We start from the raw sequence: 14,764 nt of genomic DNA on the forward strand, positions 1-14,764 counted from the left end.
CATTAGCCTATTTAATTATTTTTCGAAGGTCATAGAGATAATATTCAAAATGCAAATAATTAAGCATTTATACCAATTTGATTAATTTTAAATAAAAAAACCGCACCAATTAAATTGGTACGGTTTATTTTAATTCTATCAATAAAGATTATTTCTTCTTGCGTTCCCATTGTGTAATAAACGCAACAGAAGCAATAATAATAGCAGCACCTAACCATAAACGACCAGGTGGAACCCATCCAAATACCATCCAACCAGCTAACACATTTAATGGCAATTTTGCATGATCAAAAGGTTGAACAAATGAAGCATCGGCAACCGAATACGCTTTTACAATTGCCCATTGCGCTAATGCTGTCATTACACCAGCACAAAACAGCAATAACCACACATTCATACCACTTGGGGTTTGCCATTCAGGTAGCGCTAATAAAATATTAAATGGCGTAATCAGAACCAATAAATACACAACCATGGTCGATGGTGAATCGTTTGATGACATTTTCTTCACCATTAACGAATAACAAGCCCAAAAGAAAGCCGCACCAACAGGCAATAATGTGGCCCATGTAAAGCTATCAGACCATGGCTCTAGAATGATCATTGCACCAACAAAACCCGCTAAAGTCGCAAACCAACGAGCCGCTCCTACTTTCTCTTTTAAAAATAGACCAGAACCTATGGTTGCAAATAATGGAGATGTCATCAAAAGAGCGATACCTTGCCAAATAGGAACAGGATAAGCGAGAGCCCACAGCCATAACTGAATGCCGATAACTGATAAAAATACACGCAGAGCATGCATACCAAAATGTTCAGTTCGAAGTGAATTACGAAGACCCAATGTTCGTAGGTAAGGTAAAATAACAACCAAAGCAATAGCGTATTGAACCAAAGCAACCATAGTCGATGGAAGACCAAAATTCATACTTACATATTGAGCAATACTGTTTACTATCGCAAAAGCAAGTCCCGCGGTAAGCATCCAAGAAGCGCCTTGAACCGGTTGATGTTGAGACATAAAGGGCAATTCACATTAAAAAAGGGAAGCAGATCATACGACTGTTCCCCTCATTTGCCAACTGCTAAACCACAACAAAAGCCGACTAACTGGCCTATTTCATAAATTTTAAGCCTAATACTTTAAGCATCGACTTTTTATGCTTCAATAATAACCGCGCTCTTGGCAACCACGTTGGCGTTGATAATACGGTTTTAGCATGTGAAAACGTAATAAAACCTTCTATGCCATGATAGCTTCCCATACCAGAATCACCGATTCCACCAAATGGGGCGTCATCAGCAGCAACATGCATCATAGTATCGTTAATTGCCACACCACCACTGTGTGTACTTTCAATAATTTGTTTAATTAACAGCTTATCGGAAGACATCACATACAGAGCTAATGGTCTCGGTCTCTGCTTAATATAATCAAATGCTTCTTCAATGGCCTCGTAGCCAATGATGGGTAAAATGGGTCCAAATATCTCTTCTTGCATCACTAGCATATCGTCATTAACGTCAGTAAGCAGGTGTGGCAAAAACGAACGTCCTTCGGATTGAACATCACATTCTATCGAAGTAAGCGTCGCTCCTTTTTCTTTAGCATCCGTAAGATACGATTCTAAACGTTCATACTGAGCTTGATTAATAATATGGCTATATTCGCGTTTTCCTTTTTTTTCAGGGAATGCCTGTGAAAATCGACGAACATACAAAGAGATAAACTTTTCGACCTTATTTTTAGGAATGAAGACATAATCAGGTGCTACGCATATTTGCCCTGCATTCATTGATTTTCCAAGCATAATGGCATCAACCGCCGATATTAAATCCGCATCATCAGCGATAATAACAGGTGATTTCCCGCCAAGTTCAAGCGTAATAGGCGTAAGATTTTTGGCTGCTGCACTTGCAACTAATTTTCCTACTTGAGTTGAGCCCGTAAATAATAAGTGATTAAAAGGTAACTGAGAGAATTCAGCAGCAACCTCAGCGGCACCTTCAATGATGCATACATGTTCAGATAAATCGGAAAAGACTCGACGAAGTACTTGATTGGTTTCTGGCGTATATTCACTCAATTTCACCATCACTCTATTACCTGCTGCGATAGCTGTAACAATTGGCGCTATACTTAAATAGATTGGAAAATTCCAAGGAACAATAACACCTATCACGCCTAAAGGTTGGTAAACGACTTGTAATCTTGATGGAGAAAGCAATAAACCAGCACTTCGTTTTTGGGGTTTTAACCACTTTGATAAACGTTTGGTCGTGTAATTAATATGCTGAATTGACGGCATTAAATCACAAACAGTGGAGTCAAAATGACTTCGATATCCATAATCTTTTTCTAATGCGCTCGTTATATTTTCTTTTTCAGATAATAAAGCCTGTTTTAATTGGCCAAGCAGCAACAATCGCTCATCTTTTGATGAATTCGGCGATGCTTGATACGCGTGTTTAAGCTGTTCAAATTGATCTAGCAAATTAGCAACACTACTCATATTGTTATTCCATTCAACAAAGTGGTTTTCATTATAACAATCCGTATACATGAACAAAATAATACAAATATAACTGTGTGTTCTTGCTCTATATTCTCTGATATATAAGCAAATTAATTCAGTGATATCCGCATAAATAATGTCGAGTTAATATCTAGAATTGCTATAAACCATTGATCTTTTTGTAGCAAGCCTGTAATGATATAGAGGTAGAAATAACTTCGAGAACAATAATAATGAATAAAACGAATGAAATTACTCTATCCCCTCACTGGGAAGATCGTATAAGCAACGAACAAAAGTTACGTCGTAATGACCAGCGCAGCGTTTTTCAACGAGATCGTGCTCGTATTCTTCACTCTGCCGCTTTTCGCCGCCTTCAAGCTAAAACTCAAGTGCACGGCCCAGGTAGTGCCAATGACTTTTATCGCACTCGATTAACCCATTCTCTTGAGGTCTCTCAAATAGGTACAGGGGTTGTCGCACAGTTAAAGCTTAGACAGCCTGAGTTTCGTGCCCTTTTAACCTCAACTAGCTTAATGGAAAGCATTTGTTTGGCTCATGATATTGGCCACCCACCTTTTGGTCATGGTGGCGAAATCGCTCTAAATTATATGATGCGTGATCACGGTGGTTTTGAAGGTAATGGGCAAACTCTACGAATTTTAAGCAAGTTAGAACCCTATACTGAGCATTTCGGTATGAACTTAGCCAGAAGAACCTTGTTGGGGGTTTTAAAATACCCTGCATTTCTTGATCAAGTTCATTCAACAGAACGCCCGCAAGAAGTAAGTAATGTTCGTCATTTAAAATCCATAGATTGGCATCCACCCAAAGGGGTTTATCGTGATGACGCAGATATTTTAAATTGGATTTTAAAACCGCTATCGGACGTCGATAAAGCGCTATTTTCTACTTTCCGTTTTCAGCAAGAGAGTCAACACACACACCGTAAAACTCGCTTTAAATCTATAGATTGTTCCATCATGGAACTGGCTGACGATATTGCTTATGGCGTTCATGACCTAGAAGATGCGATTGTAATGGGAATTGTTACTCGTAATCAGTGGCAAGAATCAGTCGCGAGTAAATTAGCAGAATGTGGTGATGAGTGGTTTGAGGCCAACATTGAAACCATCAGCGATAAACTATTTTCAGGCTTACAGTATCAACGTAAAGACGGCATCGGCAGTATCGTAAATGCGCTATTAACATCGATTACCATTAAACCGACCACCTTTAATGATGAACCAGAATTTGAATCTGAATTGCTGCGTTGGAATGCTTTTTTAAGTCCTTCTATGAGTTATGCCTTAGAAGTATTGAAAAAGTTTGTTGGTCAATTCGTAATTCACAACTCTGAAATGCAGCGTATTGAATATAAAGGCCAACAAATAGTCATGGAGATATTTGATGCTCTCAATTCAGATCCTGAACGCTTGTTACCAGAAAACGACAAAAGAGAATGGAGAGAAGCGAAAGAATCTGGTGCTAATGCACACCGTGTAATTGCTGATTATATCGCTGGTATGACCGATGGCTATGCTCAGCGTTTATATAATCAACTCTTTGTTCCGATTTAAGAATCAATACCAATTCAAATAAGTATTAATATTTACTTACTTGGATTGGTATATTACAAGCTATGAACGGTAGTTCTTCTCAAATACACCTTCTGGCATTTGGCTAATATGAAACTCAATCATGTTATCAAATGCCGTTAAAATCGAATCAAATTTTTCAACATTATTTGACGCCACACAATCATTATCTAGCTGAGTTAAAATGTGGTATCCCGCTTCCGCTGTTGATAATGCATTGTCTTTTGGCGCTTTACGAACTCGATAATTACCAGATAAATCGGTATTTAAATGCACCTTAAGTAAGGAATGCAAATTGGTGGATAACTGCCACATTTTATATGCTTTTTTCCACGTACCATCTAATAGAATAACGCGTTGTTTCTTTTGAAGAAGAGCTTTATCTGTACCAATAGCTTGGCTTTCATTATCTAAAAACAACACTTGATGATGATAGCTATCGTCAGCTAATAATTGGTTTAACTCAGAATGTTCTGAAAAATTCTCACCGATAAAAGTACGACAATTCGCCAAACTTAAAGATAAAATTTTCGCTGTTCCTAATGGGCGCTTAGCTTCTGTTGGATGCTGTAGTATGATTAATTCAATATCCGTGGTAATGGGTGTGATCCACTCACATATACAGGCTTTTTTTGTTTTTAAACATTGAAGACAAAATCGAATCACAAGGAACCTTTACTTGTTTAAATTATTACTTCCCATTCTAATTGGGCTTGGTATTACTCAATTTAGTATGGTATCGGATATATTGGTATGGGATCGCTATCTGATAGAACATGGCGAACTTTGGCGTATCGTAACAGGGAACTTTACCCATACGAATCTAGCACATTTAATAATGAATGCTGCTGCACTCGTCCTTTTTAGTTATATTTTTAAAGAGTTACTTACCCTTAAAAAATTATCGATTTTACTGTTTTCTATCAGTTTACTAACTGGACTAGCACTACTCTTTACGCCAATACAAGCTTATGTTGGACTCTCAGGCGTATTACACGGGCTGTTTGTTTGGGCTGCCATCGAAGACATAAAAAATAAACGTCAAACCGGATGGTTACTACTGCTAGGTGTAATTGCTAAAATCAGTTGGGAGCACTATTTTGGAGCCAGTGCATCAACCATCTCATTAATAAATGCAAAAGTAGCAACAGAAGCGCATCTATTTGGAGCAATCGCAGGCGGACTACTCCAAATTCCAGCTCTATTTCTCAAAACTAATAAAGCTTCTGACGGCCTAAAATAGAGTGAGATAACGTTGTACCATCAACTAATTCTAATTCACCGCCCATTGGAACACCATGTGCTATTCGACTAGCAGGTACTTGGTGCTCTTGGCAAAGCTCAGCAATATAGTGTGCCGTTGCTTCCCCCTCAACCGTTGGGTTAGTTGCAAGAATAACTTCTTTGATATCACCACGATTCAGACGATGATCTAATAAATCTAAACCAATATCGCTTGGACCAATACCATCCAGTGGCGATAAATGTCCCATTAGTACAAAGTAACGCCCAGAAAACTGCCCTGTTGCTTCTACTGCAACAATATCTGCAGGACTTTCAACAATACACATTTCACCACTTGCTTGACGCTTTGGATTCAAACAAATAGCGCAGGTATCTTCCTCAGTAAATGTTCGACATTCCGAGCAGTGACCAATCTCTGACATCGCTTGAGAGAGTGCATCAGCTAATTGCATTCCGCCTTGGCGATTACGCTGAAGCAAGTGGAAAGCCATTCGCTGAGCTGATTTTGGACCGACACCAGGTAAGCATCGTAATGATTCCATTAATTGTTCTAGTAAACCACTGGTTCGCATAGTTTCTTATATTCCTAAAAAGAAAAAGGCAGCCACTGAGCCGCCTAATTATTCCAAGATTAATAATGCGTTATTAATCTCAGCTTTATCATAAAGATAAATTAGAATGGCATTTTAAAGCCCGGTGGCATTTGCATTCCACCAGTTACACTTGCCATTTTTTCTTTTTGTGTTTCTTCAATGCGACGAGATGCATCATTGAACGCAGCTGCGATCAAATCTTCTAGCATTTCTTTTTCATCTTCTTCCATTAGGCTTGGATCGATTTCAACACGACGAACACTATGAGAACCAGTGATAGTTACTTTAACTAGACCAGCACCTGATTCACCAGTTACTTCCATGTTTGCGATTTCTTCTTGCATCTTCTGCATGCGATCTTGCATTTGCTGGGCTTGCTTCATCAAGTTGCCCATGCCGCCTTTACCACCGAACATAATTATTCTCTCTTAAGTTTACTTCTTTGTTACTAAAAAAATGGGGGTTAAATTTTTGTTTTCAACCCACTCTAAATTTTAAATTAGATTGTATGAACGCTTATGTTAAATAGGTCTCACACTTTCTTGATCCATCTCTGCCCCAAATCTCTGAATAAAGAAATTGACGTGTGGATCTTGCTGCAAACTCTGATAAGCCGTTTGCAATTTGGTTTGATACATTTGCTCACGCAGCTCTAAAGGTGTTGTGCCTTCATCACTAATATCGATGGTTACCGTCACTTCTCGATTTAATGTTTGTGCTAGAGCTTGAGTGATCAGCTCATTAGCTTTGTCGCCATTTAAATGCGATTGAGCTGCTCGTAAATGTAACTTAACTTGGTTATCTTGCTCAACAAATGCTGAATTTAAAACAAGCTGCTGTACTAACTTTGGTAATGTTAATGACATTGCTAAAGCAGACCAAGTATCTTGTTTTGATGACTCTTCAACAAGCAATTTCACCATTTCAGGCGTTTTTTCATGCTCTAGCGCTTGTTTTAGTTTCGTTGGAGTAACATCACTCACCACTTTTTTCATTTCTGGTTGAGTTGATTTCCAGCGATACGGCTCTTCTGGTTTTTTCTCTTGTGTTGCGGAATTTCCAATTTGCGACACCTGAGCACGAGGCGCTAAATGTTGCTTTTCAGCAATACGCTCTAACACTGAACTCGTTTTTTTCTTATCGGATGCCGCACTAGCCTTTTTTGAGCCAGTACCTGTATTGGTTAAATTGTTTTTTGCACTACGCAATTGGTTACGAACACCTAATAGTCCACTTCGTGGGGCTGGCGTCTCTTGCATAGGAGGCTGCGCTGAAGAAGACTGTTGAGGTGCTTGTGACGCAGATTCACCTGACGGCGTTCCCATAGGAGGCGCATCATACATTGGTGGTTGCTCAGAATGCATTGGTGGTACATTCGCAGGCGCATGACCTTGCTGCGTTTGTTGAGACATTGCTGGACGTTGTTGAGGCGTCATTGGTCTCTGTGCTTGAGGTGCAAAATTAACAGTAACTGAAGGGGCTTGTTGCTGCACTCTTGGTGCCGTATTGATTGCTTGAGGTTCTGTTGATGGCACCGCAATTGGCTGTGCTTCTAATGCCTGAGCGTGTACGGGACGGAATGCTACCATTCTCAATAACATCATCTCAGCACCGGTTCGCTCATTTGGAGCTAATGGCAAGTCTTTACGGCTTTGCAGTACAATTTGATAAAACAATTGCACTTCTTGAGGAGATAATTGTGTACTTAAAAGCTCAATACGTTCAGCATCTGGCTGTGTTTTATCTAGAGTTGCAGGCAACGCTTGATACATAGCTAATTTATGAAGCTGATTAGCTAACTCTTTCGCTAATCCATCCCATTCAACACCAATATCGGCAAGATCATTTACGCAATTCATGAGTGTCTGCATATTCTTAGTGCTGATCGCCTCTAGAATACGAATTGCCTGATCGGTATCTAAGGTTCCGAGCATTGCCGATACAATTTCAGCCGTCACTGAACCGTTACCAAGCGCAATAGCTTGATCGGTTAAACTTAATGCATCACGCATACTACCGTCAGCGGCATGAGCAATAAGCCCAAGAGCTCGAGCTTCTTTTGAGACTTCTTCTTTATCAAGAACAAAGTCTAACTGCTCATGAATTTGGTCCACACTGATGTGCTTAAGGTGAAACTGTAAACAGCGAGAAAGGATCGTTACAGGTAGCTTCTGTGGATCCGTTGTTGCTAGTAAGAATTTTACGTATTCAGGCGGCTCTTCCAATGTCTTTAATAAGGCATTGAAACTGTGGCGTGATAACATATGAACTTCATCGATCAAATAAACCTTAAAGCGACCACGCGCAGGCTTGTATTGAACGTTATCTAATAGTTCACGTGTATCTTCCACTTTCGTTCTAGAAGCAGCATCGATTTCAAGTAAATCAACAAAACGTCCTTCGTCGATTTCTTTACATGTAGAACACACACCACACGGTGTTGATGTGATCCCTTCTTCACAGTTCAAACCTTTAGCAAATAAACGCGCAATCGTGGTTTTACCCACACCACGTGTTCCGCTAAATAGATAAGCGTGATGAAGTCGATTATGGTCAAGTGCGTTTTCCAACGCAGTAAGCACATGAGGTTGGCCAACAACATCTTTAAAATGATGTGGTCGCCACTTCCGTGCCAATACTTGATAGCTCATAGAATACAGCCCAAAATAAAATAGTTCTAAATCGTAGCACAGCAAAAAAATGAGATCTTCCTTGATAGAGAGATCTCACGTAATTAACTGTGTATATGAAGAATTAGTGACCAGCAAACTCACAAATGCTGTATACGTTTAGACCTAGGCCTTCTAAACGTGCTTCGCCACCAATTTCTGGAAGATTAATAACAAATGCGGCATGCTCAACTTCACCACCAAGTTGGCGGATCAGTTTTACCGTTGCTTCAATCGTTCCACCTGTTGCTAATAGGTCATCAACAACAAGCACCTTGTCACCTTCAACGATCGCATCAGTATGAATTTCTAATGTATCCGTACCGTACTCTAAATCGTAAGTTTGTGCGATTGTTGGACGAGGCAATTTACCTGGTTTACGAACAGGAACAAAGCCAACACCTAACTCTAATGCTAATGGCGCACCAAATAAGAAACCACGAGCTTCTGTACCAACGATTTTAGTAAAACCGCCTTGCTTATACTTTTCAACTAATAGTTGAATTGTTGCTTGGTATGCTTTTGGGTCTTCCATTAAGCTTGTTACATCACGGAACATAATGCCAGCTTTAGGGTAATCAGGAATTGATTTAATACTGTTCTTAATCAGTGTTAGTGTTTCTGTAGACATGGTTATTTGACCTGCTTTGCCTCTATTCGGGCTTAAAAATAAATTAACCGAGCAATGGTATTCACTTTCTTATCCATGAGCAAGTATTACCAAACAAGGTGCGTAGTTGATCAAAGAGTTAATACAAATCTACCCCGAGGTAGGAATCCTTGAAAAACAGACCAAAAGCACAATAGCAAAACAAAATAGACCTATTTTTACCCATAAAAGTGGAGCAAGAGCAATTGAAATAACAAAACTTAGTATTATCAAAAAGAAGGCTTTTTTCTTTATTGATTTTTTAATCGTTTTTTTCTCTTGCCACTCCACAATCGGAGGGCCTAAAGATGGATGAGTGATCAACCAATGGTTCACTCGCGGCGATGCTTTCATAAAACATGCACTGGCTAATAACAAGAAAGGCGTGGTTGGTAAAAGTGGCAGAATAACACCGATTAAACCTAGAATAAGCGATGTTAATCCAGTAACAAACCAAAATACTCTACGGGTAAAATGCAAATCAGCCTCTAAATAATCAAAAAGTTAACCAGAATGTAAACAAGCATCGACTTTAATCAATTCTAAAACGATGTCAATTCTAACTTAAAGCTGCTGCACCCTACATTATTTAATGAAAGGCTATTCGCTCCTTCTTTCACAGAAAAACGATGGACTTGGTTACTTGACGCATTAATCGTTAATTGATTATTTGCCCGGAGCACATTACGTTGATTATTACTCTCCCAGATCGCATCAAGACCAGCTGATAAAATAAAAACCGCTTGCTCGGACAAATCCACATAACCAAAAACGCCCGACATAGCTTGGCTATTCTCCATTGTACTCATGCCTTTTTCTATTGATGCAACCATTGCAGAAATCGTATTCGTTGACATCTGTTGGTCTCGAATAAAATCATTAAAGAACGCTCTAATTAATAAACAAGAAATAACACCGTTTTCTCCACCTGAATCGGAATCAACAAGATAGAAAAATAAACGACCATCCAATAACCATTCATAATCAAAGATTAAAGGCATACCATCGGTTGACTGCAATAAACGATAACTTAATTTCCAGTTAGCATGCTGAGCTTCACTCTCTGGCAATAACTCAAACAATAATTCTCGACCAACATTAGGCTCTTCTTGTAAATACTCTAAATGCCAATGCAGTTCATCATTACAGCTTTTATCAAGCTCTGACGTTCTGAACCACTGACTAGAAAAATCTTGCATTCTTAACGAACTTTCTTCACTTAGCTTTAATGCTGAAGAGAGCGATTTAATTAAAATTGATACATCACTAATTGGTTTAACCAGAAAATCTTTTGCTCCAAGACGCAACACCTTAGCGACATCTTGCATATCACCGCTACCTGAAATAACAATGATTGGAAGCATTGGGTATTCCAATACTGCTTCCTCTACAAATTCGATGCCATTCAAAATAGGCATGGCTAAATCACACAGCAATACATCAGGTAAAGAATGCTTAAGCATTTGTAAACCTTCAAGGCCGTTGTTCGCTTCTTTAACATTGCACGAATATGTTTCTAAGACCGCTCTTATCATTGAGCGAAAGATTGGATCATCATCAACAATTAAAATATCTTTGTTTTTTAATAGATCTTCTACAGGAGTGTTCCCCTCTCCTTCCTTTCTTCTTGTTGCCTGCTCTACTGACACTGACATACGACTACCCTCTGCACGCACCCAAATTCAATACCTATTATTTTTATTATCTAAAATAAATTTAGTTCGAGATCCAAGCGAGCACAAATAATTTTAGCTATCATTATTAATAAAATGCTAAATTAGCCGTGAATTTGGACTTTTATTTACAGATTTTCATTTTAGTTGACTTATAACAACACCAATTCACGCATTTTTGTTACACTTTAGCGCTCTAAAGAACGGAGAGTATCTTAATATAATGAAATTAGATGATTTAAATTTGTTTCGACAAGTGGTTGAAAATGGCAGCTATACTGCAGCTTCAAGAAAAACCCTAATTCCTGTTGCGACAATTACTCGTCGGATTCAAGCTTTAGAAGATTCTTTAGATATTCGCTTACTCAACCGTCATGCTAGGAAATTATCTCTTACTGAAGCTGGTCAAAAGTTTTACGATGAATGTGCCCCTATTCTAGCGACATTGGTAAACACCAGTGAATATCTAGGTGAAGAATGTCGTGGTGCAGCAGGAAAGCTAAAGATTGCAGCCCCTTCAAACCTAACTAAACGCATGATCCAACCCATTTTGAATAAGTTTATGCTGCTTTATCCTGATATTAGCATCAACTTAACCATGAGCAATCAACCCGAGCAACTTGACCCTACTGATTGGGATATTATTTTCCGCGTTGGTAAGCAGCGAGATTCTTCTCTTATTGCTCGTCAAATTGGCTCTTTGGAAGATATTTTAGTTGCAAGTCCAACTTACTTAGAAAAAAATTCTGAACCAACTCATGCGCAAGAACTGCATAAACACAGTCTATTGAAAGGCAACCCTTTAATGCGTTGGCGCTTAACCAACAGAGATGGTGAATCAGTTACAATTACCGATGCTGGACGTTTTGAAGCAAGTGAACTAAATGTAATTCGTATGGCGTGTTCAAATGGATTGGGTATTACCTTAATGCCAGATATCATGATCAGCCAATACCTAGAGGAAGGTTCGCTTATTCGAGTTCTAAGTGATTGGTCTGCTAACCCTCGTGATATTTACATGATATACAACTACAAAGATCATCAACCTGAAAAAGTACGTCTGTTTATTGATTTTGTAAGTAATCACATTCCTGATTAATGTATTACATACAAAAAAAGCCTGTGAAATCACAGGCTTTTTTTATTCTGAACGAAAAATTAAATCTCTTCGTTATAAATGTCGAGACTTGCTACATTTTGTGCTTCGTTATCTTGTTTTGCATCATCATTACGTAGGCTTTCTAAGTACTCTAAGTAATTTTGATCAACATCACCCGTAACATAATGCGCATTGAAAACCGATGTTTCAAATTTCTCAATCTCTCTGTTACCACAACCAACCGCATCAACTAAGTCCGAAAGATCTTGGAAAATAAGAGCATCAGCACCAATAGCCTTACAGATCTCATCCACTTCACGACCATGTGCAATCAATTCATTTGCACTTGGCATATCGATGCCATATACGTTAGGGAAACGAATCTCAGGGGCCGCTGACACCATATAAACGTTCTTAGCACCAGAATCACGAGCCATTTCAATAATCTGCTCTGAGGTTGTTCCACGCACAATAGAGTCATCAACTAATAAAACGTTTTTATCTTTAAATTCTGAACGAATAGCATTCAATTTACGACGAACTGATTTCTTACGCTCTTGTTGACCTGGCATGATAAAAGTACGGCCTACATAACGGTTCTTAACAAAACCTTGACGGTAAGGTTTATTAATAATTTGTGCGATTTCTAATGCGATATCACACGATGTTTCAGGGATCGGCAGTACCACATCAATATCAAGATCTTCCCATTCACGTTTAATTTTTTCACCCAAACGCTTGCCCATTTCAACTCGAGCACTGTATACCGAAATTTTATCGATAAAAGAATCAGGGCGAGCAAAGTAAACAAACTCAAAAATACATGGGTTTAGTTTAGGTTCATGTGCACATTGTTGTGTATATAGCCCACCTTCAAATGGAGCATAAATTGCTTCACCAGGTGCAACATCACGAACAAAATCGAAACCGACAGCATCTAAAGCTACAGACTCTGAAGCCACCATATATTCTGTACGGCCTTCAACTTCGCGTTTACCTAGACATAATGGGCGAATACCATTTGGGTCTCGGAATGCAACCATACCGTGTCCAATAATCATTGCGGTTACCGCATAAGCACCACGAATTTGCTCGTGAACTTTAGTGACTGTTTTAAAAATATCTTCTTGAGTTAATGGGTAATTTTTTGATTCATCAAGATGGTGCGCAAAAATATTTAATAACACTTCTGAATCTGAAGTTGTATTAACATGACGACGTTCTTGTTCAAATAAAGTCTCACGGATTTCGTTAGCATTGGTTAAGTTACCGTTATGCGCGAGGGTGATACCAAATGGAGAGTTAACATAGAAAGGTTGCGCTTCTGAGGCACTAGAACTACCTGCTGTAGGGTATCGAACATGACCAATACCAACGTTACCTTGTAGGCGTTGCATGTGTTTTGTTTCAAATACATCCTTCACCAAACCGTTCGCCTTTCTCAGACGGAAACGATTGCTTTCTATGGTAATAATACCAGCAGCATCTTGGCCACGATGTTGTAGCACTGTTAAAGCGTCATAGATTGACTGGTTTACTGGTGTTGCGCCCACGATTCCAACAATACCGCACATGTCCTAGAGTCCTCAATTTGCTAAAAAACTGGCGCTATTTAGCGCCAGGAAGAAAACTTGATGTATCCTTTAAGTAATCGAAGAACCACTCAATTACTACCGAAAATTGCGGTATTAATTGTGATTGCTTCCACCACTCTGAATCTGATAAAGAAGTAAAGGCATCAATAAAGAATAAAACAGCTGCTATGATTAGCACACCTCTTAATCCTCCAAAGACAATCCCTAAAATCCTATCGGTTCCTGACAACCCTGTTTTTTGTACTAATTGACCTACTACGTAGTTAACAACCGCACCAACAATTAAGGTTGCCACAAACAAGGCAGCTATTGCACTGCCATTTCTTATCATTTCGTCATGAATATTTGTAAAGTAAACCGCTAGTTTTGGATAAAAGTTGCTGGCAATAAAAAATGCACCAAACCAAATAACCAAAGACAACGCTTCTTTTACAAAACCTCTAATCAAACTGATTAAAGCTGACAGGCTAATAACGCCTAAAATGACAAAATCGATCCAAATCATAATTTATCTTTTCTCTGTTGCTGCGCATTTTAACAGAAAAATCCGCTACGCAAACGTTTTCTTATGGGTTTAGTGGTGTAAATTTGAGCAATTGACCATTTAAGCCAGTTATTTCTTTTAATTTTGGCAGTTGCTTTTCTAGATCAGGTTTAGAAACATCTGGACCAACAGCAACTCGAACTAAATCACCTGGTTGTGGATCTTTAGGGAAAGTATGCGCTTGGTAACCTTGCTTACGTAACTTAAGAGCAAGATTTTTTGCGTTATCTGCATTTCTAAATACACCAAGCTGAATGATCCATGCGCTTTTTGCATAATCCACTTTAGAAGGTTGTGGTTGTTTTTTCTCAACAATCGTCAACGCTTCCTTTTCAGGCTCAGTAGGTGAAGATTCAATAGTTACTTCGACAGGTTCATCTGGAAGTTCCGCATCAAAATCAACCGGCTCTTGAATCTCAAATTGCTCTACATCTTTAGAAAGCTCAGGCTTAATTGGAATACTTGCAAACTCTTCTTGGTAATGTTTTTTCTTACCATCAAATAGATCAGGTAAAACAATTACCCCAATAGCAACCAATATTATGGTTCCGACTAAACGTCGTTGAAATGGACTAGACACTCA

At 38.8% G+C, this 14,764-nt stretch carries 15 protein-coding genes; 3 read left to right on the forward strand and 12 right to left on the reverse strand.

Going from position 1 to position 14,764, the window contains the following annotated elements:
• Window positions 1-148 precede the first annotated feature (148 nt).
• Both AVFI_RS08950 and AVFI_RS08955 read right to left on the reverse strand, forming a co-directional pair.
• Complete coding sequence (locus AVFI_RS08950) at window positions 149-1,021, reverse strand: DMT family transporter (RefSeq protein ID WP_005419994.1); 873 nt, start codon at window positions 1,019-1,021, stop codon at window positions 149-151.
• Between the two features lie 94 nt (window positions 1,022-1,115).
• Window positions 1,116-2,513 (reverse strand): coniferyl aldehyde dehydrogenase, encoded by a 1,398-nt coding sequence (locus AVFI_RS08955; RefSeq protein ID WP_054775346.1) that lies wholly within the window; start codon window positions 2,511-2,513, stop codon window positions 1,116-1,118.
• Between the two features lie 236 nt (window positions 2,514-2,749).
• On the opposite strand from AVFI_RS08955, the gene AVFI_RS08960 reads away from it, so the two are divergent.
• Complete coding sequence (locus tag AVFI_RS08960; RefSeq protein WP_005420001.1) at window positions 2,750-4,096, forward strand: anti-phage deoxyguanosine triphosphatase; 1,347 nt, start codon at window positions 2,750-2,752, stop codon at window positions 4,094-4,096.
• Window positions 4,097-4,156: 60 nt separating this feature from the next.
• Here AVFI_RS08960 and AVFI_RS08965 read toward each other — a convergent pair whose 3' ends face one another.
• A complete protein-coding gene (locus AVFI_RS08965; RefSeq protein WP_065624113.1) occupies window positions 4,157-4,780 on the reverse strand; it encodes a tRNA-uridine aminocarboxypropyltransferase in 624 nt (207 codons plus the stop codon).
• A 13-nt stretch (window positions 4,781-4,793) separates the two neighbouring features.
• Here AVFI_RS08965 and rrtA point away from each other — a divergent pair, with 13 nt between their 5' ends.
• Window positions 4,794-5,357 carry a rhombosortase gene (rrtA, locus tag AVFI_RS08970; protein WP_188863425.1) on the forward strand — a complete coding sequence of 188 codons (564 nt, stop codon included), beginning with the start codon at window positions 4,794-4,796 and terminating at the stop codon, window positions 5,355-5,357.
• On the opposite strand, the gene recR is transcribed toward rrtA, so the two are convergent.
• The 6 genes from recR to AVFI_RS09000 form a co-directional block, all read right to left on the reverse strand.
• On the reverse strand, window positions 5,329-5,931 hold the full coding sequence (gene recR / locus AVFI_RS08975; protein WP_011262239.1) for a recombination mediator RecR: 603 nt from the start codon (window positions 5,929-5,931) through the stop codon (window positions 5,329-5,331). The two genes, rrtA and recR, sit on opposite strands and share 29 nt — an antisense overlap.
• A 101-nt stretch (window positions 5,932-6,032) precedes the next feature.
• Entirely contained in the window at window positions 6,033-6,368 is a 336-nt protein-coding gene (locus AVFI_RS08980) for a YbaB/EbfC family nucleoid-associated protein (RefSeq protein WP_005420010.1), read from the reverse strand.
• 105 nt (window positions 6,369-6,473) lie between these two features.
• Window positions 6,474-8,603, reverse strand: coding sequence for a DNA polymerase III subunit gamma/tau (dnaX, locus tag AVFI_RS08985; protein WP_199414889.1), 2,130 nt, complete (start codon window positions 8,601-8,603; stop codon window positions 6,474-6,476).
• A 103-nt stretch (window positions 8,604-8,706) separates the two neighbouring features.
• Window positions 8,707-9,252, reverse strand: a complete 546-nt coding sequence (gene apt / locus AVFI_RS08990; RefSeq protein WP_005420014.1) for an adenine phosphoribosyltransferase — start codon at window positions 9,250-9,252, stop codon at window positions 8,707-8,709.
• Between the two features lie 129 nt (window positions 9,253-9,381).
• Window positions 9,382-9,750, reverse strand: a complete 369-nt coding sequence (locus tag AVFI_RS08995) for a YbaN family protein (RefSeq protein ID WP_081304237.1) — start codon at window positions 9,748-9,750, stop codon at window positions 9,382-9,384.
• Window positions 9,751-9,812: 62 nt separating this feature from the next.
• Window positions 9,813-10,925 (reverse strand): response regulator, encoded by a 1,113-nt coding sequence (locus tag AVFI_RS09000; protein ID WP_155652509.1) that lies wholly within the window; start codon window positions 10,923-10,925, stop codon window positions 9,813-9,815.
• 241 nt (window positions 10,926-11,166) lie between these two features.
• Here AVFI_RS09000 and AVFI_RS09005 point away from each other — a divergent pair, with 241 nt between their 5' ends.
• Window positions 11,167-12,042 carry a LysR family transcriptional regulator gene (locus AVFI_RS09005; protein ID WP_005420019.1) on the forward strand — a complete coding sequence of 292 codons (876 nt, stop codon included), beginning with the start codon at window positions 11,167-11,169 and terminating at the stop codon, window positions 12,040-12,042.
• Window positions 12,043-12,101: 59 nt separating this feature from the next.
• Here the strand turns inward: AVFI_RS09005 and purF are convergent, their stop codons facing one another.
• From purF to AVFI_RS09020, 3 genes are all read right to left on the reverse strand, one after another.
• Window positions 12,102-13,616, reverse strand: a complete 1,515-nt coding sequence (gene purF, locus AVFI_RS09010; RefSeq protein ID WP_012533916.1) for an amidophosphoribosyltransferase — start codon at window positions 13,614-13,616, stop codon at window positions 12,102-12,104.
• 34 nt (window positions 13,617-13,650) lie between these two features.
• Entirely contained in the window at window positions 13,651-14,142 is a 492-nt protein-coding gene (cvpA, locus tag AVFI_RS09015; RefSeq protein WP_005420022.1) for a colicin V production protein, read from the reverse strand.
• Window positions 14,143-14,203: 61 nt separating this feature from the next.
• Window positions 14,204-14,761, reverse strand: coding sequence for an SPOR domain-containing protein (locus AVFI_RS09020; protein WP_188863426.1), 558 nt, complete (start codon window positions 14,759-14,761; stop codon window positions 14,204-14,206).
• Between the last annotated feature and the right edge of the window lie 3 nt (window positions 14,762-14,764).

It is taken from the genome of Aliivibrio fischeri ATCC 7744 = JCM 18803 = DSM 507 (genome assembly GCF_023983475.1).
Taxonomy (GTDB): Bacteria; Pseudomonadota; Gammaproteobacteria; order Enterobacterales; family Vibrionaceae; genus Aliivibrio; species Aliivibrio fischeri.

Coding starts and splice junctions, on each gene's coding strand:
- AVFI_RS08950 (WP_005419994.1), bottom strand. CDS start 1,021: ATGTCTCAACATCAACCGGTTCAAGGCGCTTCTTGGATGCTTACCGCG.
- AVFI_RS08955 (WP_054775346.1), bottom strand. CDS start 2,513: ATGAGTAGTGTTGCTAATTTGCTAGATCAATTTGAACAGCTTAAACAC.
- AVFI_RS08960 (WP_005420001.1), top strand. CDS start 2,750: ATGAATAAAACGAATGAAATTACTCTATCCCCTCACTGGGAAGATCGT.
- recR (WP_011262239.1), bottom strand. CDS start 5,931: ATGCGAACCAGTGGTTTACTAGAACAATTAATGGAATCATTACGATGC.
- AVFI_RS08980 (WP_005420010.1), bottom strand. CDS start 6,368: ATGTTCGGTGGTAAAGGCGGCATGGGCAACTTGATGAAGCAAGCCCAG.
- dnaX (WP_199414889.1), bottom strand. CDS start 8,603: ATGAGCTATCAAGTATTGGCACGGAAGTGGCGACCACATCATTTTAAA.
- apt (WP_005420014.1), bottom strand. CDS start 9,252: ATGTCTACAGAAACACTAACACTGATTAAGAACAGTATTAAATCAATT.
- AVFI_RS09000 (WP_155652509.1), bottom strand. CDS start 10,925: ATGTCAGTGTCAGTAGAGCAGGCAACAAGAAGAAAGGAAGGAGAGGGG.
- AVFI_RS09005 (WP_005420019.1), top strand. CDS start 11,167: ATGAAATTAGATGATTTAAATTTGTTTCGACAAGTGGTTGAAAATGGC.
- purF (WP_012533916.1), bottom strand. CDS start 13,616: ATGTGCGGTATTGTTGGAATCGTGGGCGCAACACCAGTAAACCAGTCA.
- cvpA (WP_005420022.1), bottom strand. CDS start 14,142: ATGATTTGGATCGATTTTGTCATTTTAGGCGTTATTAGCCTGTCAGCT.